Consider the following 24,951-nt stretch of genomic DNA (forward strand, 5'->3'; position numbering starts at 1 on the left):
GTGGTGATATTATTATATTCAATCTTTCGTTTATCAAACAGTCTTGTGCACAGACAATGGGGTAAAACATCTTGGAGGCATAATTAAGGTGAAAATAAAGAAATCGAAGTTAGCGTTTCATCCGTATATTTTACTTTTTATCAGCATATTGTCTGTTTCTGTCTCTTCCATCATGATCAAATCTTCGGATACTCCAACCTCAGTGGCTGGAATGTACCGATTGTACATGGCAGTAATCATTATGCTTCCTTTCGTACCTTGGAAAACTGTACGATCCTTGCAATTAGGTAAAAAAGATTGGGGGACCATTTTTGTAGCTGGCCTATTTCTCGGGTTACACTTCTTATGTTGGATGGAATCATTAATGTATACCTCTGTTGCAAGCTCGATGGTCATTTTAGCATTACAACCTTTGTTTGTAATCATGGGTTCATACTTCATATTCAATGAACGATCAAATATATTAACAATTCTTTGTTTGATAGCTGCCCTTTTCGGTTCAGTAATCATAGCTTGGGGAGACATAGGGATTTCAAGGGAAGCGTTAATAGGTGATGGATTATCTTTATTGGGAACAATCTTAGTTTCAGCATATATGTTGGCAGGGCAAAAGGTCAGCCATAAAATAGAGACAAATTTGTACAGTGCTATTGTGTTCTTTATTGGCGGGAGCGTCATGCTGGTCTATAGTTTGTTAAATAATTATTCAGTGATAGAATATGACTCTGCTGATTGGACATATTTCTTTTTACTTGCAGTAATCCCAACTATTTTTGGACAATATATTTTTAATCAGCTATTAAAGTCTTTAGGCGCAACCACTGTTTCTGTAGGTATTATTGGAGAACCTGTTCTCGCTATAATCCTTGCCTATTTATTTTTGGGTGAAACAACCTCTATATTTCAATTCATTGGAGGGTTTATGACACTCTTGGGTATGGGAGGATTTTTTTGGACAAAATCCATGAACTATACAGCTGCTAAAAATACAGTAGCTAAGAATTAAATTGTTATTAATTAATGTGTGATTAGAAAAAATATAGTGTATGAGGAGAATTATAAATGGCAACGATTGAGGATTTTTTGAAGCTGGATATTCGTGTTGGAACAGTTGTTAAGGCTGAGTTTTTCACAAAGGCAAAAATACCAGCTATCAAACTTGAAATTGATTTTGGACAAGAGATTGGAATTAAAACATCTAGTGCACAAATTACTAAACGATATGTAGCTGAAGAAATAATAGGGAAACAAGTAATTGGGGTGGTCAACTTCCCTCCGCGACGTATAGCCGGATTTAATTCAGAGGTATTAGTTCTTGGTGGGCTGCCGGATAAAGGGGACGTGGTTCTCTTAAAACCGGATGTAAAGCTACCTGATGGAACACCAATTGGATGATAGATATATACTGGACAAACTAACAAACAGAGATGCATTACATGGACAGACTGTTCAGACCGTATCTGGCCGATAAGATGAGAGCATACAAGGTAATTACTGAAGTTGGTAACATTCAGAATAACGAGAAAGCACGCAATAGAGTCCTCGTATTTCAGGTAGAGATATGGTCCTGAAATGACGAGGACTTTTCTATTAACAGATATATAACTATAAAAGCTGCACTTAAAAGTTACCTATCGTGGCACTGCGCAGACGGATGGTGCTTCCCATCGCCACCGCTTCGCTTGTACAGTGCCATTCCGCCTACTCCGTTTTTATGTTCATTTTTCGGATTCAGCTTATATGTGATAATGAAGCATAACGATATCCCCGCGGTGTTCTATTTCCTGGAGTTCAAACGTACTTGACGGTGTCCTTTCCGGAAATAACGGTATTCCTCGTCCGAGTACCTTGGGAATGATCGCAATGATAGCCTTCTCCAGCAGTCCCTCTCGCAAGAAGTCCTGAACTAGCTGTCCTCCACCCACCAGCCATACCGCACCTTTCGATTGTTTTTGCAGACGTGGAACAAGCTCAGACAGAGCTTCGTCCGTAAACGTAACATGCGGTGCCTGATGATGCCCCGTCAATGACCGGGTAAGCACATAACACGGCTTGCCCGCATAAGGGAAAGCGTCCGAGAGCTTCAATACCTCATCATACGTCAATCTGCCCATCAGCACCGTGCCTACGGTGTCATAAAAGTCGGCATATCCATTGTCCCCACCATCCCCTTTGACATCATACAGCCAGTCCACCGAGCCATCTGGCAGCGCTATATACCCGTCGAGACTCATGGCAATATACAGCACAACTTCATTTGATTTCATATCCTTCATCGTTTATCGCTCCTTTCTATCTCCTATGCTACAATGTATTTATGACATAATTTGTCGTAGTTAAAAGGCGATTTTAATTTAATTTTTTGGCTAAAAGGAGTACCTGATGAACGAACGCCGGATTGCTCTTATGAGGATACTGGATTCCCGAAAAAAATATACGGCACGTGAGCTTGCCGAACGTTTTGATGTCTCCGTGAGGACGATACAAAGAGATCTCGACTATTTGCAGCAGACCGGGTTACCGCTTTATACCGAAACGGGTCCTCATGGCGGATACAGGGCGCTCCCCAATCGACTGCTTCCGCCCCTTCATCTTGCCCGCGACGAAGCCTTGGGACTTTTTCTCATGCTGCAACTGCTGGAAGAGATCCCTGATATCCCTTTCGGATCGATTCGAGAGCATGTATCCGAGCAATATTATGCCGGGCTTCCACAGGATGTGAGGGACAGCATTGATCAATTGAAGGACTATATCTCTTTTCGCATGATGCCTACTCACGCAGAGTCGCCCTACACCTCGCTCATTTTGGAGGCTGCGTTGAATAAGCGCCAGGTGAAGATGCATTACCGCTCCGCTTCCGGGGAAAGGTGGACTGAAGTATATCCGGTCGGGCTATATTTTGATCACGGATATTGGTACATGCCAGCGCATAGCAAAGACCGGATTATCCTGTACCGTTCAGATCGCATAATTGCAATGACGATGCTGGAACAAACCTTACCCAGCCTTCCCACACTTCGGGAATGGATGGCTTCAGATGATTCTCGTACGGGAATTCCGTCAAAAATAAAGTTTACCGCGTTTGGTGCCCGGCTGGCGGAATCAGATCCGCTCTTCCAGAATGTCTGCCATCAGGAATGGGAGGGATATATTCCGTCCGGGGAATTGAGTTATGTATCCAGACTCCTGTTAAAGTATGGGCCAGAGGCCGAGGTTATATATCCAAAAGAGCTGCGTATGCGGGTCAGACAACTGTTGCAGGACAGCCTAAATTCTTATCTGAGGGATGCGGAAGCTGATTGATGAAGAAAAAGAGGCTTGATCCTATAGATTGAGTCTTTTTTGTATAGTTAATCACATGAATACTTAAGGTTATTAACTTATGAGTTTCCATTTATTTTTGCGATAAAGTTTTGAAAAGAGCCCGTTTTCGTATATGATGAAGAGTAATAATTCAAAAGGCTGGACGGGAGACAGATATGAATCAACCGCTTTATGGAATATGGCTCGGAGATGTGTTTTTTTGCTTTTCTGGTGAGACGTCAGAACCACGTATTGATGCGTGGAGCAGTGTGGTCCGCAGGCTGACGCTGAAGGGAGACCTTCGGCCGTTTCGACAGGCTGCGTTGCGTCTTGCTGAGGTGCGGATACCAAACACCGCTCGTGTGGAAGTCGCAGGCAGAGGAGGCAAAAGACGCTCCATGCTGGGGCGCACGCTGGAGGGCCTGGCGCTGGAACCGCGCGAAACGCTGGCCCTGCTGACTCGCATGGACGAAAAGGGCTGTGCCGCGTCAGGCATTACGCTGGGAGAGGAAATGCAATATTGGCAAAAGGCTGCTTATTTTGCGCTGGAACTGATGCAGCGGGGCGAAATTGCGCCATCGCTTACAGAGGCGCGTCCATCGGGACCGCGCCGTCGCGGCCCGGAGGCGGCGGTTGGGGTGTGGATTCCCCAGCTGCGCCAAGAGGAGGACGTTCGCCGCTTTCATGAGCTGGCTTCGGCGATGCCAGCCGTCTGCATGGCGGCTCCCGCCGCCCTCGCGGGCAAGGAGCCGGAAACACGGGAGGATGCAGCGGGAATCGTACTCTATTCCTTCCTGTGTGCGGTCATCCATGCGGAAACGACTGCGGTACTGGCAGCCTCAGACCGTGAGCTGAGCAGATATCGTGCAGAGTATCGGCGCGGGAGATCGCCGCTGGCAGAACTGTGGTGGAACAGTCTGCTGACAGGTTCCCGCCCGATTGCGATACAGGGAACGCCTGCCGAAATGGAGGAGCTGGTTCTCCAGGCGGCCTCTCTTGAAGGCAGTTCAATGCCGGTCACGGAACGGGAGGACCAGGAGCCGATCGAAGGACAGCTTCGTCTGTGCCTTCGTCTGGAGCCTTCACTGGAAGAGAATGTGAAGGAATGGCGCATCACCTTTTGGGCGGAAAGCGATGCCGAGCCAGGGCTGCGACTGCCTGCCTTGGCGCTGTGGGCTCATCCCGAGCGCGACCTGGTGCGCGGCACCATCCTGTACCGCCAAGTGCAGGCCCAGCTATTAATGCGGCTTGGACAGGCGGCCGAGGCGGCACCCATACTGCAAGAAGCGTTGAGTCGCCCCTATCCCGAGGGCCTCACGCTGGAGCCGGAGCTGTTCTTCCGCTTCCTGACGGAAGCCGTACCCGCTCTGCAAAAGAACGGCACGACCGTGCAAATGCCTTCACGCTGGAGCCGGGAGGGCCGCCGCCGTGCAGGCTTGCGGCTCAAAATGCGTTCAGCGGAGCGCGGCACACCGCCGGAAGGCGTGAATACCGACACATCGACGGTCGGTATTAACCGTATGATTTCCTTTGATGCCGAGGCTGTACTGGGCGATACGACCTTGACGATGGAGGAATTGGAAAGCATCGTCGCGGCCAATTTGCCATATGTACGTCTGGGAGGCGAATGGATCGAGGTCGATCCGAAGGAAATCCGTCAGGTACTGCGTTTTATTAAGCGCGGTGAAGAAGGCGAAATGACCTTGTCCGAGTGGATGCATCTGGCCGCGGAAAATGAAGCCGCAGGTGAGGCCTCATGGAAGGGCTTGTCCATCTTTGGCGCAGAATCCGCCGGGTTGCTGGCCTCTCTGGTTGAGGGCGGTATGCTTCGTTCTGTGGAGCCGCGCCCTGTACCGAAGACGCTGCATGGCGCATTGCGGCCTTATCAGGAACGCGGCTTCCAATGGCTGGCTGCCATGCGCGGGCTGGGCTTCGGTGTCTGCCTTGCGGACGACATGGGGCTAGGTAAAACGATTCAGGTTATTACCTGCTTACTCGATGGCGGCATCGGCGCGACGGATCAGCGTCCGGCGCTGATCGTCTGTCCGACCTCGCTGCTCGGTAACTGGCAGCGGGAGCTGAAGCGTTTTTCGCCGGATTTGTCGCTTTATATTCATCACGGCAACCAACGACTTCACGGGGAGGCATTCCAAGAAAGCGTCCGCGAATATGATGTCGTTCTCACGACCTACCATTTGGCGGGACGGGACGGCAGCGATTTATCTGCGGTCTATTGGTCCTCCATCGTGCTGGATGAGGCGCAATATATTAAAAATGCACGGACAAAGCAGGCTCAGAGCGTAATGAAGCTGTCAGCACCGCATCGGATTGCCATGACGGGCACCCCGGTGGAGAACCGGCTGAGTGAGCTGTGGTCCATTTTTCAATTTCTGAATCCGGGTTACCTCGGCACCTCATCTTCATTCCGTCAGCGCTACAGTATGGTGGGAGAGGAGAGAGGGGGCGCGCTGCGTGAGCTGTATCGTCTCGTCTCGCCGTTCATGCTGCGTCGGCTTAAAAGCGACCCGGATATACGCAAGGATTTGCCGGAGAAGCTGGAATTGAAATCGTATTGTGTGCTGACTCCAGAGCAGGCGGGATTGTATCGCGGCGTGGTGGATCAGTTGATGGGGACACTGGACGGACAGATCGGCATTGCCCGCAAGGGGCTTGTCCTGTCTTCGCTGACCAAGCTCAAGCAAATTTGTGACCATCCGGGTCTGATCATTCCGGGCCGGGCTGACACTGGGAAAACTGAAAATTCGGGCAAAATGGAACGGCTGCTGGAGTTGGTGGAGACCATCCGGGAGAATGGAGAATCCGCTCTGATTTTCACCCAATATGTGTCTATGGGAGAGCTGTTGGTAGCACGGCTGGCCCGTATTTTTGGGGAAGAACCCTATTTCCTACATGGGGGGCTGACGAAAACCAGACGGGACGAAATCGTCCACAATTTTCAGCAGGGGGAAGGGCCGAATATATTCGTGCTTTCCCTGCGGGCGGGCGGCGTTGGCCTGAATCTGACGCGTGCTAGTCATGTTATTCACTATGACCGCTGGTGGAATCCTGCGGTAGAAAATCAGGCGACGGACCGGGTATTCCGCATCGGTCAAAGCCGGAACGTGCAGGTGCATAAGCTGATCTGCCAAGGTACGCTGGAGGAACGGATCGACGAGCTGATCGAGAGCAAAAAGGCGCTTTCCGAGCAGGTTGTCGGCTCCGGTGAGCATTGGCTAACGGAAATGACTGACGATGAATTGCGTGGTCTGATTGCGCTGCAAAATGATATATGGATTGAGTGAGCACAGAAAGGATGAAGACGATGACAAGGCTGCGTGTGAAACTGCGGGTAACTAGCGGTCAATGGGAGGCGGAAGTAGAGGAGTATGGGACGGACAACGGTTCGGCGACTGCTCAGGCTGCCCGCTGGACTGGCACCGTGCCTGTACTGGACCCGGAACAGCAGACGGCATGGCTGGAGCAGCTAAAGGCGGAGCCTTGGGACATATACCGTTTTATACAGGGGGAAGCCTGCCTCTCGCTGGATGAGGTCGTACAGGTAGCAGCCGCTGCGGCTACATCCAATCTGGAGGACGGCGCTGGTGCAGCCGACGAAGCGAAGAAGGCTCTCCAAGCGGGGCTGGAAAGCGAGCCGCTGCTTGGGCTGGAACTGATCGGAATGACGCGTGAAGCACTGCTGGAATTCGTATTCAGCGCTTGGGCAGGTGAACTGTCCCATGTGCAGGGGACATCTCCCGCCCTTGAGCCAACCTCGCGGTCAGAGGGCGCACGCAGCGGATCGTCGGCGATCAGCGAATGGATTGCTGAGTCTGCCGCCGAAGGAGCCTTGCACCGTCCCGGCGCGGGCTTTCATGCCATTGAGATTCGCCTGCCACAGAAGCTTGCTCGTATGAATGTAGCGGATATTACGGTATTGCTGCCGGGTCTGCCCCGTGCGGAAGAGGCGCTGAAGCTCATACGTGAGCGTGTAGCTGAACGCGCCCGGGCCACAATTCCGCAAAAACGTCATACTCCCTAACAATTCGGGTCTATTCTTTCTTTTTCGGGCCTATTCAGCTTCATCGAACTGGATCACGGCTTCGAAGAGTATCGGAAGTTCAGTTACAATAGGGGAACGGAAAACCATAGTAAGCCATGCATCAAATGTAATATTGGAGGAGATACCCGCATGAAACAACATATGCAACAGAAACGGACCCCTCAGCGCTGGAGCAAAGCGCTGATCCCGGGACTGATCCTGCCGGGGCTGCTGTTGGCAGCGTGCCAGCAGGGAGGTTCGGGCGGACAGGAAAGCGAGCCGCTGAAATCATCCCCGACGACGCAGGAGAGCGTGCAGCCTGCTACCCAGTCGAATGCGAGCAATCGTAGCACTGAAACTGGACAGGCTGATCCCGTGATGGCGCTGCGAAGCGAGAGTGCGCTGCAAGCCACAGTGGAGGAAGATGGGGGTACGGCCATCGTCACTAACGCGACGTCTGATACCGTCGTGGTGAACAAAAAGCGCAGCTTGCCTGTAGGCTATGCCCCGGATGATCTGGTGGAGCCGAAGGTGCCTTTTTCCTTCGAAGGTCCACATGAGAAGCGACATATGCGGAAGGAAGCGGCAGAGGCACTGGAGAAGCTGTTCGACGGTGCGAAGAAGGACGGCATGGAGCTGCGTGCTGTATCGGGATACCGTTCCTATAAGCGACAGGTTTCCATTTTCAACAACAATGTGAAGACAAAAGGGCAGGAATATGCCTCTAAAGTTAGCGCGGTACCGGGTACAAGCGAGCACCAGACAGGATTGGCCATTGATGTGTCCAGTCCAAGCGTAGGCAATGTGCTGGAGCAATCCTTCGGAGCCTCCAGGGAAGGCGAGTGGTTGGAGAAGCATGCACCGGAATACGGATTTATTATTCGTTATATGAAGGACAAGGAAGATGTGACCGGCTATGTATACGAGCCTTGGCATATTCGTTATGTGGGAATTGACATCGCAGAGGATGTAGCCAAGCAGGGAATGACGCTGGAGGAATATTTTGACGAGAAAAATATCAAGCTGTAGCAGCCGAGAACAAAGCCGTAATCCTGGGGATTGCGGCAGCAGCGGCTATTCCAAATAGTACAACAAACTTTTTGAAGTCCGCATCATTAATCATATTATATGATGTTAAAAACAGTAAAATAAGCTCTACAGAATCTTGATATCTTTGTCGTTACCTGCTCTCTTTGGCAGCCAAGCAAGAGAATGGCTAAATCCTATGCTATAATGTAAAGGATTAACAATAAAGAGCGGTCAAAAGAGGTTTTATTCATTTATGACAAAATTGGTGAACGTCATGCAGGCAAAGCATATAACACTTTTTAAATATATAACCATCATGCTGTTTATTTTTGCTGCATTAGTCGGCATGAGATGGGCGTGGTCTGTCGTTTTTCCCGTATACGACCACCAGCCCCGTGCTGTTGGCGGCGTGCTTGACCTGCGCGGTATTGATCTGGAAAATTCCCCTGTGCTCTATTTGAATGGAGAATGGGAGTTTTATCCTGAAAATTTTGTTACGGGAGACGAGTTTCTGGAGAAGGAACCCGAAGCAAGCCATGTTACCGTACCAGGTGACTGGGGGAGCGCGCTTCAGCAGCATTCAAACAACTCGTACGGGTATGGAACGTATCGTCTTCGCATTTTGATTGATTCGCTTCAGACTCCTGTTTCATTCTGGTTTAAAAAAATTGAGGCGGCATCGGAAATTGAAATTAACGGAAAAAATTTTGCCATTATGGGCAAGCTAGCCGACGCTGCTAATGAATATACACCCAAAAGCATCTCTTTTACCTCTACTTATGACACAGAAGGAGTGACCGAGATTGAACTGGTCATTCGTGCGGCCAATTTCGACAACCCCTATAAGGGCGGCATTGTAACTCCGATTCGCTTTGGCACTGCGGCCACTATTGATTTTGTGCGCTGGTACTCGATTGGATTTCAGATGTTCATTTTTCTTATTCTGCTGCTTCATTGCCTGTATGCTTGCATTCTCTATCTATTCAGCTCAAAAGAGAGGACCTTGTTGATCGCAGCGCTGTTAACGATATCCGTTGGTATTACGATTCTAGTAAGTCACGATAATATACTCTTGTTATGGCTGCCGATTAACTATACATGGGCAATCAAAATTAGACTGATCACTGTGCTGTGGCAAAATGTGTTTCTGCTTCTGCTATTCAAAAGCTTCAACGCAGCCCCGCTGCGAGAAAAATGGTTCCAAACCTACATTGCAGCGAATGTTGCTCTTACCGGCATTTTCCTGGTCTCACCAGCCAATATTGCTTATGCAATCGTCCATTTCAATGTATTTCAAACGATTAATTTCATATCAGTCGTCTGGTTTATATACATAGTAGGAACGATGATTTTGCAAAAAAATAAAGATAATGACGTCATTTTCTTGCTGTTCTCCGCAACAAGCATCTTATCCAACTTACTGTGGAGTATTGCTGAGAGCGCAAGAGATGTTACGACCGTCTACTATCCCATCGACATTATTTTTGCTATTACCGGCTTTTCGGCCTATTGGTTTAAAAAGTATTTTCGAAATTCGATAGAAAACATGGAATTGAACAAGCAGCTACAAAAAGCGGATAAAATTAAGGACCAGTTTTTGGCTAATACGTCCCATGAGCTCCGCACGCCGCTGCACGGTATTATGAACATCGCTTATAACGTTGTCACCAAAGAGAAGACCAGGCTTGCGAAAAGCAGCCTTGAGGATATGCAGCTGCTCATTACGATCAGCAGACGGATGTCACAGCTGCTTGGCGATCTTCTCGATGTCGTTCGGCTTCAGGAACGGCGCATTGTTTTGCAGCGGGAGCCCCTCAGCATTCAGTCCATCGCTCCTGGCGTTGTCGCAATGCTGCAATTTATGAAGGAAAGCAAGCCAATCGAACTGCATATGGAGATACCGGAATCGCTGCCTTTGGTATTGGCGGATGAGAAAAGGCTCGTTCAAATTTTGTATAACCTGCTGCATAATGCGCTTAAATATACCGAGGAGGGAAGCATCTCCGTCTCAGCCGAAATTCGGGACAGGCAGGCTGTTATTCATATTGCCGATACGGGGCCCGGCATGGATGAGGCGACCCAGTCGCGTATTTTTCTCCCTTATGAGCAAGGCTCTGATGGAATAAGCGGTGAGCAGGGCATCGGACTGGGCTTAAGCATTTGCAAGCAGCTTGTCGAGCTGCATAATGGCGACTTGACGGTTCGCTCCAAATTGGGAAAGGGCTCCGTTTTCAGCTTTAATCTGCCTTTAGCAGACGCAGCAGATTTTGAACCCAATCAGGTCCCTATTGCTCAGGCACAAACGAAGGGAATAATAGATGAGGTGCCTGCTGGCTTTCTTTTTCCGCACTCCATTGGGGAAATGGAAGCTGCCGCCGCACTGCCGCCGCTGTTAAAGGAGGACAAAGCCTATATAATTGCCGTTGATGATAATCCGGTCAACCTAAATGTTCTTGTCAGTATCCTTTCAACGGAGCCTTATAACATTACTACCGCTCGTTCCGGACGGGAGGCGATAGAATTGCTGGGGACCAGGCAGTGGGATCTGCTCATAGCCGATGTTATGATGCCGCAAATGTCCGGCTATGAATTAACACAGAAGGTTAGAGAGCAGTTTTCCATGTCAGAGCTTCCTGTGCTGCTCCTTACCGCACGCAGCCAGCAAGCGGACATTTACACCGGATTTTCAGCAGGGGCAAGCGACTATGTGACGAAGCCCGTAGACGCTTTGGAGTTAAAATATCGGATCAGGGCATTGATAGCCCTAAAGCAATCCATTAAAGAGCGTCTACGTGTGGAGGCTGCCTATTTGCAAGCGCAAATCCAGCCCCACTTCCTATTCAACACCCTTAATTCGTTAATGGCGTTAAGCGATATCGATACGGAAAGCATGCGCAAGCTGGGTGAGGCCTTCTCGTCCTTTTTACGAATTAGCTTTGATTATCTCAATACGGGGGAGCTAGTAGAGCTGGCTCATGAACTCGCGCTCGTTGAAGCCTATCTATACATCGAAAAAACGCGGTTCGGGGATCGGCTGTCGATTAAATGGGAGGTGGAGACGGGCATGCGGCTGCTGCTTCCTCCGCTCTCAATTCAGCCGCTGGTAGAAAACGCCGTCAAACACGGTCTTCTCAGCCGAAACGCAGGCGGTACGATTCAGCTGTCCATTACTCGCCGGGAGGGCTTCACCCTTATTGAAGTTAAAGATAACGGCAAGGGAATGGAGCAGGAAAAGGTCAATCAATTGCAAAATGCAACTCAGAGTGAAAAAGCAGGCATTGGCATCCCTAATACGAATCGGCGATTGCAGCAGCTGTACGGTCAAGGCTTGTCGATCGTGAGCCGTGTTAATGAAGGAACAACCGTGTCGTTTGTTATTCCGGATAGATAGTAACAAGGCTCACGTCCTGGGCAGGGATGATACCATGACGTGAGCCTAGCTCAAATTGCCGCTTCTCTGATCGTGACGAGTCCGGGTAATAACTCTTCCGGATTATCTTCTAAAAATTGGACGGGTAGGTACATTTTTAATGTGAATTGGTATAGAGAAGGTGTGAAAAAGATCTGTGAAACCGACATCGGAATGCAGGTCTTTTTTTATTTTATGGACCACTTTCGTTTCTGTGGGGACTATTCTGCAAAGCTACGGGTGATACTGCATAGCAAAAAGGAGTTTGATACAGGCGTTAAGCCAAATTGAAGAGAAAGGAATTCTGATCACATGAGTACCTCCATCTCCCCAACCAAGCCCATTCGTATGGGTGTCATCGGCCTGGGCCTTATCGCTGAATATCACATTAGATCCCTGCAAACCATCTCGGGGGTTTCTCTTGTGGCCGTTAGTGATGTGAACCCCAATCGCCTTCAATTGCTGGGTAAGCAATTGCAACTGCCTGCTTCCAAGCAATATCCCCATTATGAAGCCTTAATCCGTGACCCGGAGGTGGATGCGATTCTGTCGCTGACACCCAACGATGTGCATTTTGACATCATTCGTATTGCTCTGGAAGAACACAAAGCTGTACTGGCGGAAAAACCGTTGACACTCACGTGGGGGGAAGCGGATCAGTTGAAAAAGCTGTATACAGCGAACCCGGTGCCTTTTCTGGTTCATTATAAGCATCGTTACGGCGCTGCTTTCCAATATGCCAAGCAATTGCTGGATGAACACAGGCTGGGCAACATCTATAACATTCAATTTCGATATCTGATGGATGCATTCTCACCATATCGTCAACATCCGTATACATGGCGGCATAATTTAGCGAAGGCAGGCTCCGGGGTCGTGGGCGATACAGCCTCGCATATTATTGACCTGGCCCGTTTTCTGGTGGGTGAATTTAAAAGCGTCGCGGCGCTGCTACATACGATTACACCCGAGCGGCCTGATCCGGTCACAGGTCTGCCTGTAAAAGTGGATGTGGAAGACTTCGCTGCTTTCCATGGCATCGTAGGCGATAATACCGTCGGCACGTTCATTACCCACAAAAATGCCATTGGCAAACGTCACGATATCGAAGTTGATATCTATGGCGAGCTGGGTGCGCTGCACGCCAGTCTCAACAACCGGGAAAATGTTCGCATTGTGCTGCGAGATCTGGAGCACCCGGATGCGGAATACGAGAATTGGGCTGTCCCTGCTATCTATGATCATACGGCCTATGGAGACTTTGTTAAGCTGGCAAGGGGAGAGTCCGTGGATCGTGCCCCATTGTTCGAGGACGGGTACAAAAACCAGTGGGTCCTCGAAAAAATACTGCAATCCTGGAAAGAGAATGGATGTTTAGTGGAAGTGTAGAGAGAAAAAAGTCCTGGACTACCGCTAGTGGATTCAACTATCGTGTCTCGTGAGTTGAATCCACCTCTTTGTATCCATTCAAATGAATCCTGCCTCGATCTGTTGAATAATGGTCAGCAGAAAGGCTTCAGCCAAGCTGTTTTTCAAAATAACCTGTTTGGCTTCCTCCAGCGTAAACCAACGTGCTTGGTCTACTTCCGCACTGAGAGCATCCAGCTTGTCATCGTTCACAATGGATACAAAGTTCAGCATCAGCGTATTGGTTCGTTCAAAATACTCGCTGCGCATATATGTATACTCATCCACTTGCAATCCTACTTCTTCCATGACCTCGCGCACCAATGTCTGCTCGGCGGATTCACCCTTGTTCACATAACCAGCCAGCAAAATAAAATCCTTGATATTGTACTGCTGTATAAGCAGCACTTTATTTCTCTGCCGATTGATCACAGCGGTGCTGATCGCTGTACTGAATATCGGGAATCGAAAGACCTGGCATGTACTGCAATAGGGAATAGGGCCTTCGCCTTCACACTCCTTCACGATTAGTTTTGTTCCACATTCATAGCAATACTTCATCTAAGCGCCACCTTATATCACATTTTCAAATTGTAAATGCTGCTTGTTATTCCTTGTTCGTACTTCGTACGGAATACTCATCATCTTAATTCCACCATACCCATTCTGTCTATGAGCGTTTTCGTTCTTCGGCAGCTGTTATTTCTTTTTCTCCTGTATCTTTGCCCGTCTGGACCCGATCAGCCGCCAGCCTGTCAGTAGTGCCGCCACCAGACAAATGGACGCGGAAGTCATAAAGACCACGTGCATTCCTGACAGAAAAATTTCCGGGTGACCCGGAACCAACCCGGTGACTCGATAACCAGCCTCTTTGCTCATAATATAAAACAGGATCGACGTGGCCAAGGTAATCCCCACCACCATGCCGACGTTGCGGACCAATGAATTGACACTCCCGGCTGAGCCGAGCTGCGTGCGTGGCACCTTGGACATGATTAGTGAATTGTTCGGCGACTGGAATAATCCACTGCCGATACCCAGCATAGCGATCCAAAGACCCACAAACGGAACGGGGCTGCCTGCATGGAGACGAGCCAACCCAATCTGGGCGACTACCATGACTACCAGTCCGGCAAAGGTGAGCAGCTCAGACCCGATTTTATCTGAAAGCGCACCGCTGAGAGGGGCAACGATAACCATGGAGATGGGAAACAGCATCAGCAGGAACCCTGCATAAAAAGGTGACAAGTTCAGCATATTCTGCGCATAGAAAGGCGAAATGATATTAAAGCAGAAATTAGCGGCGAATACGAGAAAAGCACATAGAATACTGAGCGAGAACAACGGATTCTTGAATAAAGCGAGCTGTAACAACGGCTGTGGACGGCGAATTTCCACCCGAAGGAATACCGCAAAAGCAATCACGGCAATTACCAACAAAGCCATGATGCGGATGTCTCCATATCCGACCTGTTGTCCCAGTAGCAATCCGGCGAACAAGGTGAGGATAAAAACAGCAAACACCAGACTGCCGGGAACGTCGATCTTGTCTGTCACCTTGATCAGATCCTTTGGCAGCAGCTTCCAACCGAGAAAAACGGCCACCAGACCAATCGGTACATTGACCCAGAAAATATATTGCCAGCCTAGTGAAGAGACGATAATACCACCCAAGCTGGGTCCCGCGATACTGCCGAGGGAAACGAAGGTTCCGACTAGGCCGAGTGCCTTGCCTCGTTCAGTGGAAGGAAAGATATCCGTGACGATTCCCTGGCTGTTGGCCATGGTCATAGATGCCCCGAGCGCCTGAATGATTCGGGAGATCAGCAGCATGGGCAGCGAAAGGCTGAGACCGCACAGCAGTGAGCCAAGGATGAACACGATCGTGCCGATCTTGAATATTTTAATTTTGCCGACCATATCTCCAAGCTTGCCAAAAAATAAAATGGCTGTACATATAGCCATCAAATAGGCTGTTGTGACCCATTCAATCTGTGCTACGGGTAAATTGAGCGTGCGGGACAAAACGGGTAGAGCAATATTGACGATGCTTCCATCCAGCGTGGACATAAACGTAAACAGATTCAATACAATCAAAATCATCCAACGTTTCTTCTGGATTTCGCTATTTTCCTGATACGTTGCGGCAGCTGTAGCAGTTGAACTCATGATTAACACCTCTTTATCGTTGACCATTACTATTTAGTTGCGCTCGCAACTAAATGACGGTTCTAGTGTACAGCAAATTAGTTGCGCACGCAACAATATTGTTGTAAAATTTGCCTTGGTCCTACCCGAAGATTTGCCATATTTAAGCCACTGAGGTGTATTTAATGAGAAAAAAACCGATTGGAAAGCTGATTTCCCACCTGTACCGACGAAATCAAAAAATACTGTCCCAAAAACTGGCTCCTTATGGGATCGGCAGCGGGGGCCAACACAGCTTTTTAAAGCTTATTTTGCAGCATCCGGGCATTACACAGGAACAGTTGACAAACGAACTTAAATTTGACAAAGCAACTACTGCGCGTTCTGTGAAACAATTGGAGGAATCGGGTTACATTGAGCGAGAAACGGACCCGAATGATCGACGTTCCCATCTTTTGTTTCCAACGGCCAAGGCATTAGAATTTTATCCTGTCCTGCAAGGAATCTTGGATGAGTTCAATGCTGATCTTGTCCATAATTTATCTGATGAGGAAGAAGACCTGCTTATCGCTCTGCTGCAAAAGATTAGTATAGACCCTGGTGAATAAAGGTATACAGTGGAATCCTTGGCCGCCCCCCCCCCCATCGGCTCCAAAATACATCTCCAATAAAATCAAGCCTGTTTCAATCTTTAGAGGGTGTTTGACTATACCAGGCTAAAGTCATTGAATATATTGTTATCATTCATCTTATTTAAAGGTTTTCAAAAAATGGGGAGGAGATCACATTGGCTATCCGCTACAGCATCGTCATTCCAACCTATAATCGAGCCCAACAGCTGCTGCTCACACTCGTTTCATTTGAAACACAAACTTATCCGAAGCATCTATTCGAAGTGATTGTAGCTGATGACGGTTCTACAGATGGAACGAAGGAAATGGTCGAAAGTTTCCAAGCATCCTATCCTCTGATCTATGTTGCCCATCCAGAACAACGCGGTCGATCTGCCGTTCGAAATTTGGGCCTGCGCCGTGCCAAGGGGTTATACATCATCTTCTGCGACGCTGACTTTTTGGTGTTACCTGAATTCATTAGAATTGTGAGCCGTTATCATCGTAAATATCCCAAAGCTGTGCTTTCAGGCTTCCCTCACTCGTGGGATGATGCTTATACCCATTATTACCCTGGTTTTTCTCCTGAAGAAAAGGAGCATTGTCGGAGTATACTCACACAATCAGGCTTATGGAACCCTCACGTTGAAGCAGCAAATGAAATTGTCCCGATCATAACGCCAGAAGATATCCTTCACCAAACGGGTGCATTGTCCAAGGTTATGATCCCTTCCAGAGTTCCCCCAAATATTAAAAAGCAATTTGCCAAAACGGATGTAGCTCCTTGGACGTTATTAGTTACACGTTGTGTATCCATCAGACGCAGCCATTTGGCTCGTATTGGAGGTTTCAATGAACGGTTTGTACTCTATGGACTCGAAGACTGGGACCTTGGCTACAGGCTGCATCGATTGAAAATTCCTTTTTATTGCATCAAAGAGGTAGTCGGATATCACCAGGAGCATCCAACCCACCTCAGAGGAAACGTTTTAAATACGGAAAATCTAAAAATTATGTTTGAAACCTACGGATTCAATGACTCCTCGTTAAATTTATTCGCCCTTGTACATCCATCCCTGGATTTAGAGACTTACAAAAATACGTTGCGGGTACTGCGCAGGGGAAGCCGATCCAAGCAAACACGTTCGTCAGCGCTGTTGTTGAGGAGAACACTGCGAATGGCAGCCAGGCAGTTCGTTCAACCAAACCATACCCATGCGTATAAAAAATCATTACGATGGATAAAAAAGAATGCAGAGGGCCGAAAAAGTCGAGTCGCTCAGGTTTTACGAGACATGGTGCTGAAGTCTGAAAAGCTGGTAGAGTAGTATTGCTCGTTTTCAACGTGCAGCTCATACCTATCACATCTTCCCTATTGTGTGAAGGTAATTCAGGAAATGAAAAATCCACAATCTCACTCGATTGTGGATATAGGAGAAAGATTCAATATGGCTACAGACCGTGTCTACTCCGTACGCAAGAACATAATCATTAAAATGGCTGTTCCCAAAAGGAAACAAAGGGGGGAATAGAGCACACTGTCCCATTTTGCAAAAACGGTTCCTTTCTTTCTCTTGAAGAACCCTACCCATTTGAAATCTCCTATAGAACGTAAAATAAATAAACAAGACAACAAGCCTGCTCCGTAGGAATAGAAGGGGTTGAAAAGCAGGAATGGTGTAACTCCCCCTAGTTCCAAGACGAACCAAGCGGCTAAAGCTAGTAAAATGGCTACAATCGCTGTACCTATTTTGGAGGGCTCAAAGAGCCTATTCGTTCCTGTGCTTGGAATCGCTGCCTTAATGCCTGTTTTTCCACCGAATACCCAATATACATGCATGCCACTCAGTACCAAAAGAATTCCGCCAACTGCCCATGTAAGTAAATCCAACATGTGACATCCTCCTTAAACTGAAATCCACTCCGTCCAAATCATGTGAATATGTTGCTGAATGGCTTCATCACTTAACGTCTCTTGTTTGTGCCGCTCATACCACCCTAAGTAATAATGGTACAACATCCATGATCTCTGGAGGGCTTTCTCTGGCTGCATACCCTTTTGGATAAATAACTGCTGCATAAACTCCATTCTCATTTGTTCCACTTCATCCAGAATGGAGTGATACGTACCATCCTTCAATGACAGCTTCCGTAGATAAAACAAGAAATCGCCCCGTTTCGTCGTCCCGAACATCCGGGTCAGCACGTCTCTGATTCGTTCGTCTGCGGTAGCATGGATGATGGACGCTGCAATAACCTGTTGTGTTGTCTGTTCCTTCCATGTCTCAACAATCTGTCTAATATAGCTGCTGCGATTGTTAAAATACCAATAAAAACTGCTTTTGCTGCATCCTAAAGAAACAGCCATTTTTTCGATAACGAGCTGCTCGATTCCACCCTGTTCAAACCGTTTGATTCCTTCTTGGATCCATTGCTCTTCTGTGACAATGATTTTGGGCAACTTTCCTTTCCCCCTCTTTTTTTGTACGATACCGTCTAGATGAGTATTATATTACAGCGTTTTTTGAGTCGTGTAAACATATGGACATCCGTTCTCACAACCAGATTATGAATATGAGGAGTGAAACTTACATAAACAGCCACTTGAAATAGCTGCGGATTTGATCTATAATGCTGTAGCATATAGTGATATTCAAGGCATTGACCAAAGACATGATTTCCTTGAAGGGCCGTTCAGAGAGAAAAGACTTGGCTGAGAGCTTTTCCGGCAACCGCATGTGAAGTTACCCCTTTGTAGCCGTGACGTTGAACCTGTAGCTGTGCAATGTGACAGTGACATCAGTAAGCGCCTACCGATTGATCCCCGTTAACGGATACCAATGGAGGGTCACGCATGTCGTGCATAAGCATGTTTTAATGAACATGAATGTACGTGCAGGAGCGGACCGAACTAGGGTGGAACCACGAGCTGAACGCACTCGTCCCTTGAGGGAGAGAGGCGTTTTTTTGCGTTCAATTTTGATATATAGCATGTACCTACAATTTGAATGGAGGCTTTAATCGTGAGTATTCAGGTGAAATTGCCAGATGGAGCGGTACGCGAGTACGAGCAGGGCGTAACAATCGCTGATGTGGCGGGTTCGATCAGCTCCGGGCTGAAAAAGAACGCAGTAGCAGGTAAAGTGAATGGGAAGGCTGTGGATCTGAACACCGTTTTGGAGCAGAACGTTGATCTTGAAATTATTACGCTGGACGGTGCGGACGGTCTGGAAATTTATCGTCACAGCACAGCGCATTTGCTGGCACAAGCCCTCAAACGCATTTATGGCGAGAAAAACGTAAAGCTGGGTATTGGTCCGGTCATTGACAGCGGCTTCTACTATGACATTGATATCGAAAACCCGTTGTCCGTTGACGATCTGGCGAAGATCGAGAAGGAAATGACGAAGATTGCCCAGGAAAATCTGCCGATTACACGTCGTGTGGTCAGCCGTGAGGAAGCAACTCGTATTTTTGGAGAGCTGGAAGATCCATTGAAGCTGGAACTGATTCGTGATTTGCCGGAGGAAGCGGAAATTACGATCTATGATCAGGGCGAATTTTTTGACCTGTGTCGTGGGCCGCATTTGCCATCTACAGGCCGCATTAAAGCTTTTAAACTGCTGAGTGTAGCAGGCGCATACTGGAGAGGCGATTCCAACAACAAGATGCTGCAACGTATCTACGGAACTGCATTCCCGAAAAAAGCACAGCTAGACGAGCATCTGCACTTGCTGGAGGAAGCGAAAAAACGCGACCACCGCAAGCTGGGTAAAGAGCTGGAGCTGTTCATGTTCTCCGAGGAAGCACCGGGTATGCCGTTCTATCTTCCTAAAGGTATGGTTGTCCGTACTGCACTGGAGGATTACTCCCGTGAAATTCAACGCTTGCATGGCTATGAGGAAGTACGCACACCGCTGATGATGAACAATCGTCTGTGGGAGCAATCGGGACACTATGAGCATTACAAGGAAAATATGTACTTCTCCGAAGTGGATGAAACTACGTTTGCTCTGAAACCGATGAACTGCCCGGGGCATATGCTTGTGTTTAAAAATGAGCTTCATTCCTACCGCGATCTGCCGATTCGTATCTCCGAATTTGGACAAGTGCATCGTCATGAGCTGTCTGGCGCGTTGAACGGTATGATGCGTGTTCGTACTTTCTGTCAGGATGATGCGCATATTTTTGTTACTCCGGGTCAGATTGAGCAAGAGATTACAGATGTCATCAAGCTGATTAACGAAATGTATAGTGTGTTTGGCTTTGATTTTACAGTGGAGCTGTCCACACGTCCGGATGACTTTATGGGCGAGCCAGCGCTGTGGGATCAGGCGGAGCAAGCTCTGCAAAACGTGCTGGATCACCTGGGCATCAGCTACCGTATCAATGCGGGAGATGGAGCGTTTTACGGTCCGAAAATCGACTTCCACATTCTCGATGCACTCAAACGTAGCTGGCAGTGCGGAACGATCCAATTGGACTTCCAAATGCCAGAGAAGTTCGACCTCACCTATGTGGGCGAGGACAACCAGAAGCACCGTCCAGTCGTTATTCACCGTGCCATCTACGGTTCGATTGACCGCTTCATGGGCATCCTGACCGAGCATTTTACAGGTGCGTTCCCATTGTGGCTGGCTCCTGTTCATGCGAAGCTGTTGCCTGTATCCGAGAACTATATCGAGACTGCCAATGAGATACAGGAAGCGCTGCTGCAAGCGGGTCTGCGTGTCGAAGTAGATACTCGCAATGAGAAGCTTGGTTATAAAATCCGCGAGGCACAATTGGAAAAGGTTCCATATATGTTCGTCATCGGTGAAAATGAAAAAACAACCGGTACTGTAGCGGTTCGCAAACGTGGCGAAGGCGATCTGGGATCGCTCAGCATTGCTGACATCGTTGAGAAAATCAGCACTGAAATTCGAGAGAAGCAATAAACTCTGAATAAAAGAAATAGAGCAAGACAAAAAAATATAGAGCAAAGAGCGCTCAAGCCACGATAAAAGTGGTTTTGAGCGCTCTTTATTTATATAATCAGGATTTTTGCAAAATCCTCATAATGCATAATTAGCAATGCTGAGGCTGAACGAGGCTGTTGACGCCTCAGCCCAATGTTCAAGGATCATGTACACCAATGTCTAGCAGGTCTGTGGCCGGGATTCGGTGTGATCCGTGGCAAGGGAGAGTGTCTTCGAAGAGGATTCCGCAGCAGTTGGATGCTCCGGGGAGTCTGCTTGCTCCTGTTCCTCGCTGAGGGACAAGATTTCGCCGCGCAGCTTGAGCATTTTCTGATCCAGCTCATAGGTTGCACGCGCAGCCTCGGATAATCCGTTAACGACATGCTCAGGCACTTTCTTATCGAACTTATAGTACAGAATATGCTCCATGCTGGCCCAGAAATCCATAGCCAGTGTGCGGAGCTGAATTTCAACCTTGATCCAGCGCGTACCTTCAAACAGAATTAGCGGAACTTCTACAATCACATGAAGGCTCTGATAGCCGTTGGGCTTGGGTTGGGCAATATAGTCCTTGATCTCCAGAATACGGATGTCTTCCCGTGTGCGCAGGTGATCCATCAGGCGGTAAATATCTTTCACAAAAGCACACACGACTCGCATTCCCGCGATGTCATGAATTTCACGCAGTATATTGTCCAGGGTGACTTCATACCCTTTGCGTCGAACCTTTTCCACAATGCTGTGAGGCTCTTTGATTCGGGTCTTGATATGCTCAATCGGGCTAAAGCCGTCCATCAGCTTCCATTCGGTCTGAATCAGCTTGATTTTGTTCTTTAATTCCTCCAGAGCCAACTGATAAAGGACCGGGATTTTTCTCCATTCCTCCAGTTGCTTGGCGTTAACTCCATTCTGCTCCAGCTGTAGCTGAAATTCCTGTAAGGGCAAAGGGACAGCATTCAAGTGCTTCCAATCCGGTTCATTCACAGGCCATTCTCCTAAGTGAGGCTTACGATGTCCTCGTTCTATTTCGTAAATATGCACTACCGTATATATTGTACACTATGTCAAAACCTACAGGCAAAGGAGAAGAGGGAGCGGGAAGAAAAAAAGGATAACAATTTGTATTGTAAAACCGAGTAAACCGATGTATAATTGCTGAAATGTTGCTTCGAAGCATTTTTTTAAAAATTACATGAAGCTCTGTTATAGTCATCTATTCAATATAAATTACAGAAAAAGAGGTCGAGAGAAATGGCAAAAGTAGAAAGCTTTCAACTAGATCACACGATTGTAAAAGCCCCTTATGTAAGAGCAGCTGGAGTAGAGCATGACGAAAAAGGAAGCACAGTCCAAAAGTATGACTTGAGATTTTTACAGCCGAATGAGGATGCGATTCCAACAGCCGCTGTACATACACTGGAACACTTGTTGGCGACGTATTTGAGAGATGAAATTAAAGGGATTATCGATATTTCTCCAATGGGATGCAGAACCGGGTTTTATTTGATTCTTTGGAACGAGCATGAGCCCGAGGAAATTGCAGTCGCTTTGGAAAAAACCTTGAAAAGAATTCTGGAAACCACGGAGGTTCCGGCTGTTACACCTTTGGAATGCGGGAACTACAAGGACCACTCTCTTTTCTCAGCACAGGAATATGTGAAAATTGTATTGGAAGCGGGTATTAGCCGAGATCCTTTCGAAAGAGTATTGTAATTTATGATTTCGATCGACCTATCTCATCAGACAGCGGTAGTGACAGGTGGCAAGTCAGGCATAGGCAAGGGAATTGTAGAGCTTTTTATTCAAAGCGGGGCCAAAGTGATTTCTGCTGATATTTCTTATGAAGAGCCGTATCGAGTGGTTCATCCGCAGTTGGTTGAAACTCACTTGGACATTTCCAGGCCGGACGATATTGAGAGATGGTGCAATGTACTGTTCAGCGAAACGGGAGTTCCCGATATATTGGTAAACTGTGCGGGCACTTCCACGATGGACTATGTCATTGATAGCGAGTTAGCAGACTGGGAGAAGGTATTTTCTATTAATTCAACTGGATTGTATGTGGCGTCCAAACGTTTTGCCAAAGAAATGGTGAATGCTCATAAGCCGGGACGAATTATTCAAATCGCTTCACAGGCTGGAAAAAATGGATATCGGGCAATGGGAGGGTATTGCGCCTCCAAGCACGCGGTTCTCGGATTAACCAAGGTCATGGCGATTGAGCTTGCACCGCAAAATATTTTGGTTAATGCGGTCTGTCCCGGCATTGTGGAAACGCCGATGAAGCATCGGGAACGGATTGAGGGGGGCGTCATTCGTGGAATGACCGCTCAAGAAATATATGAGGAGGATTGTTCTCAGGTACCTCTGGGAAGAACGGCCGAGGTGGAGGACGTCGCCAATGTGGTGCTGTTTTTGGCAAGTCCGCTTTCTGCCTATATGACAGGGCAAGCGATTAATGTTACAGGCGGAATGACGATGCACTAGATCTGGGGGGAAGTAGAGATGAGGAAATCATTCGTTTTACTATTGGGAATCAGTTTATTATTAGTAGCTGCAGGATGTGGCAATAAAAGCTCTGACAGTAGTGGTGCCAGCTCCACTTCCGGTTCGGAAACACAGAAAATAGTCATCGGCTCCATGGGCTCGGACGCACAGATCTGGAAGCATATTGCCCAGTCTCAAGCAGCCAAGGATGCCAAGCTGGACATTCAAGTGAAGGAAATTAACGGAGGAATCGAAACGAACAATGCCACCAAGGAAGGCGAAGTGGATGTGAATGCATTCCAGTCGTGGGCTTATCTCGTTACCTATAACAAGGAAAGCAAGGCAGATTTGAAGGCTATTGCCACAACCTATCTGGAGCCGATGGGTATCTACTCACAAAAATTCAAAAGCATTGATGAAGTGACGGACGGGGCTTTGGTGGCTTTGGCAGATAATCCGGCCAATACGGCAAGAGGTTTGAAGCTGTTGGAGGCATCCGGCCTAATTAAGCTGAAAGCAGATTTTGATGATGCTTTAGGCACGGTCAATGATATCACCAGCAATCCTAAAAACCTGAAATTTGAGCTGATCGACGATAAAACAGGGCCGCGTGTGATTCAGGATGTGGGCTTGGTATTGATCGGGAACACGATTGCTCTAGAGGGTGGCCTGAATGTACTTAAAGATTCTTTGTTCCACGAAGAGATCAGTCAGGCGACTAAAAATAATATCAATGTCCTGGTTACCTCATCCGATAAGGCGAATGACAAAGGACTTCAAAAGTTGGCAGATCTGTATCATAGCGAGGATACCCAAAAATACATTAAAGATGAATTTGGCGGCACCAAAGTAGAGGTTAAAGAGCCTGTTTCTTATTTGGAAGGAAAGTAATACTCGGAAGTAGTAGTCGTTAAAATCATAGTTGAGCGATAGAGGAATGACAGGATGATCCCGATTTCCTCTATTTGCCCATTTTATTGATTATAAATCCAAAAACACAATGTACCGAATATGCAAATAAGCGACAAAGGATATAGCAGCCACTTGCTAACCCTATTTTTAAAAATGATTACCAAACAAACAATACATATCCACGCAACTATCAATTGCCAGAAACCCAATGAATCAACACCTCCCCATGACAGATACTTCGACAAAGTGAACGGACCGACCCAATAGTTCCCAAAAGTTGTGATTGGTCAATATTACTAAATCCATCTTCATGCTAGTATTGCAGATGTGCTAAACTTTTCACCTTTTATTTTTATAAATTAGCGAACTAGCCGCGCTAACTGAGCCTTGAGATAATGCAAGGAGTCCGACTACCACAGTCGAGAGTAAACCTGTCTTCTTTTTCATTTAAAATGGAATTATTGTGTAAATATATTTCCGATATTATCATAGATATAGTATAATGCTCAGTTATTGGAGGTGATGATATTTTTGGTCAAAAAAATAAAATAATTAAGTTCACTTTAAGAATTGTATTTATTTTACTAATATTGGGCTGGATTTATTATTATTCAGGATCTCATCCAAGTGAAACCGCTAAATTAGTCG

Annotated in this window: 21 protein-coding genes; 14 read left to right on the forward strand and 7 right to left on the reverse strand. The window is 47.5% G+C overall.

The annotated features are described in order from the left end of the window. The first annotated feature begins 88 nt into the window (after nucleotides 1-88). Nucleotides 89-1,006: a DMT family transporter gene (locus NST83_RS02850; protein ID WP_342416496.1), complete on the forward strand. Its 918-nt coding sequence runs from the start codon at nucleotides 89-91 to the stop codon at nucleotides 1,004-1,006. Nucleotides 1,007-1,062: 56 nt separating this feature from the next. Continuing rightward, the gene (csaA, locus tag NST83_RS02855) at nucleotides 1,063-1,395 is read left to right on the forward strand and encodes a chaperone CsaA (RefSeq protein ID WP_342416497.1); all 333 of its coding nucleotides are present in this window, start codon (nucleotides 1,063-1,065) and stop codon (nucleotides 1,393-1,395) included. A gap of 341 nt (nucleotides 1,396-1,736) precedes the next feature. Here the strand turns inward: csaA and NST83_RS02860 are convergent, their stop codons facing one another. Then, nucleotides 1,737-2,276, reverse strand: coding sequence for a dihydrofolate reductase family protein (locus NST83_RS02860; protein ID WP_342416498.1), 540 nt, complete (start codon nucleotides 2,274-2,276; stop codon nucleotides 1,737-1,739). 106 nt (nucleotides 2,277-2,382) lie between these two features. On the opposite strand from NST83_RS02860, the gene NST83_RS02865 reads away from it, so the two are divergent. The 6 genes from NST83_RS02865 (at nucleotide 2,383) to NST83_RS02890 (ending at nucleotide 13,169) form a co-directional block, all read left to right on the forward strand. Beyond that, on the forward strand, nucleotides 2,383-3,303 hold the full coding sequence (locus NST83_RS02865) for a YafY family protein (protein ID WP_342416499.1): 921 nt from the start codon (nucleotides 2,383-2,385) through the stop codon (nucleotides 3,301-3,303). A 176-nt stretch (nucleotides 3,304-3,479) separates the two neighbouring features. Next, the gene (locus NST83_RS02870; RefSeq protein WP_342416500.1) at nucleotides 3,480-6,605 is read left to right on the forward strand and encodes a DEAD/DEAH box helicase; all 3,126 of its coding nucleotides are present in this window, start codon (nucleotides 3,480-3,482) and stop codon (nucleotides 6,603-6,605) included. A gap of 20 nt (nucleotides 6,606-6,625) precedes the next feature. Further along, entirely contained in the window at nucleotides 6,626-7,342 is a 717-nt protein-coding gene (locus NST83_RS02875; protein WP_342416501.1) for a phosphoribosylglycinamide synthetase, read from the forward strand. A gap of 150 nt (nucleotides 7,343-7,492) precedes the next feature. Then, entirely contained in the window at nucleotides 7,493-8,371 is an 879-nt protein-coding gene (locus NST83_RS02880) for a M15 family metallopeptidase (protein WP_342416502.1), read from the forward strand. 253 nt (nucleotides 8,372-8,624) lie between these two features. Then, a complete protein-coding gene (locus NST83_RS02885; protein ID WP_342416503.1) occupies nucleotides 8,625-11,762 on the forward strand; it encodes an ATP-binding protein in 3,138 nt (1,045 codons plus the stop codon). A 330-nt stretch (nucleotides 11,763-12,092) separates the two neighbouring features. Next, nucleotides 12,093-13,169, forward strand: a complete 1,077-nt coding sequence (locus NST83_RS02890; RefSeq protein WP_342416504.1) for a Gfo/Idh/MocA family oxidoreductase — start codon at nucleotides 12,093-12,095, stop codon at nucleotides 13,167-13,169. A gap of 78 nt (nucleotides 13,170-13,247) precedes the next feature. Here the strand turns inward: NST83_RS02890 and NST83_RS02895 are convergent, their stop codons facing one another. Then, a complete protein-coding gene (locus NST83_RS02895; RefSeq protein WP_342416505.1) occupies nucleotides 13,248-13,748 on the reverse strand; it encodes an NUDIX domain-containing protein in 501 nt (166 codons plus the stop codon). A 138-nt stretch (nucleotides 13,749-13,886) separates the two neighbouring features. Further along, nucleotides 13,887-15,356 (reverse strand): DHA2 family efflux MFS transporter permease subunit, encoded by a 1,470-nt coding sequence (locus tag NST83_RS02900; protein ID WP_342416506.1) that lies wholly within the window; start codon nucleotides 15,354-15,356, stop codon nucleotides 13,887-13,889. A 164-nt stretch (nucleotides 15,357-15,520) separates the two neighbouring features. On the opposite strand from NST83_RS02900, the gene NST83_RS02905 reads away from it, so the two are divergent. Both NST83_RS02905 and NST83_RS02910 read left to right on the forward strand, forming a co-directional pair. After that, nucleotides 15,521-15,943, forward strand: coding sequence for a MarR family transcriptional regulator (locus tag NST83_RS02905; protein WP_342416507.1), 423 nt, complete (start codon nucleotides 15,521-15,523; stop codon nucleotides 15,941-15,943). Nucleotides 15,944-16,122: 179 nt separating this feature from the next. Beyond that, complete coding sequence (locus tag NST83_RS02910; RefSeq protein ID WP_342416508.1) at nucleotides 16,123-17,274, forward strand: glycosyltransferase family 2 protein; 1,152 nt, start codon at nucleotides 16,123-16,125, stop codon at nucleotides 17,272-17,274. A 137-nt stretch (nucleotides 17,275-17,411) separates the two neighbouring features. Here the strand turns inward: NST83_RS02910 and NST83_RS02915 are convergent, their stop codons facing one another. The 3 genes from NST83_RS02915 to NST83_RS02925 form a co-directional block, all read right to left on the reverse strand. Then, nucleotides 17,412-17,840, reverse strand: a complete 429-nt coding sequence (locus NST83_RS02915; protein ID WP_342416509.1) for a DUF3995 domain-containing protein — start codon at nucleotides 17,838-17,840, stop codon at nucleotides 17,412-17,414. A gap of 12 nt (nucleotides 17,841-17,852) precedes the next feature. Next, nucleotides 17,853-18,407, reverse strand: coding sequence for a TetR/AcrR family transcriptional regulator (locus NST83_RS02920; RefSeq protein ID WP_342416510.1), 555 nt, complete (start codon nucleotides 18,405-18,407; stop codon nucleotides 17,853-17,855). Between the two features lie 127 nt (nucleotides 18,408-18,534). Further along, the gene (locus tag NST83_RS02925; protein ID WP_170970768.1) at nucleotides 18,535-18,684 is read right to left on the reverse strand and encodes a hypothetical protein; all 150 of its coding nucleotides are present in this window, start codon (nucleotides 18,682-18,684) and stop codon (nucleotides 18,535-18,537) included. A 285-nt stretch (nucleotides 18,685-18,969) separates the two neighbouring features. On the opposite strand from NST83_RS02925, the gene thrS reads away from it, so the two are divergent. Next, nucleotides 18,970-20,883, forward strand: coding sequence for a threonine--tRNA ligase (gene thrS / locus NST83_RS02930; protein WP_342416511.1), 1,914 nt, complete (start codon nucleotides 18,970-18,972; stop codon nucleotides 20,881-20,883). A 201-nt stretch (nucleotides 20,884-21,084) separates the two neighbouring features. Here the strand turns inward: thrS and NST83_RS02935 are convergent, their stop codons facing one another. Then, a complete protein-coding gene (locus tag NST83_RS02935; protein ID WP_137061431.1) occupies nucleotides 21,085-21,888 on the reverse strand; it encodes a GTP pyrophosphokinase family protein in 804 nt (267 codons plus the stop codon). A gap of 267 nt (nucleotides 21,889-22,155) precedes the next feature. Between NST83_RS02935 and NST83_RS02940 the strand changes: the two genes are divergently transcribed. Genes NST83_RS02940 through NST83_RS02950 form a run of 3 tightly spaced genes read left to right on the forward strand, consistent with a single transcriptional unit; the run spans nucleotide 22,156 to nucleotide 24,282 of the window. Continuing rightward, on the forward strand, nucleotides 22,156-22,617 hold the full coding sequence (locus NST83_RS02940) for an S-ribosylhomocysteine lyase (RefSeq protein WP_137061432.1): 462 nt from the start codon (nucleotides 22,156-22,158) through the stop codon (nucleotides 22,615-22,617). A gap of 3 nt (nucleotides 22,618-22,620) precedes the next feature. Beyond that, on the forward strand, nucleotides 22,621-23,391 hold the full coding sequence (locus NST83_RS02945) for an SDR family NAD(P)-dependent oxidoreductase (RefSeq protein WP_342416512.1): 771 nt from the start codon (nucleotides 22,621-22,623) through the stop codon (nucleotides 23,389-23,391). Nucleotides 23,392-23,409: 18 nt separating this feature from the next. Further along, nucleotides 23,410-24,282, forward strand: a complete 873-nt coding sequence (locus NST83_RS02950; protein WP_342416513.1) for a MetQ/NlpA family ABC transporter substrate-binding protein — start codon at nucleotides 23,410-23,412, stop codon at nucleotides 24,280-24,282. Nucleotides 24,283-24,951: the final 669 nt, after the last annotated feature.

This window comes from Paenibacillus sp. FSL R10-2782 (assembly GCF_038592985.1).
Classification (GTDB): domain Bacteria; phylum Bacillota; class Bacilli; order Paenibacillales; family Paenibacillaceae; genus Paenibacillus; species Paenibacillus terrae_C.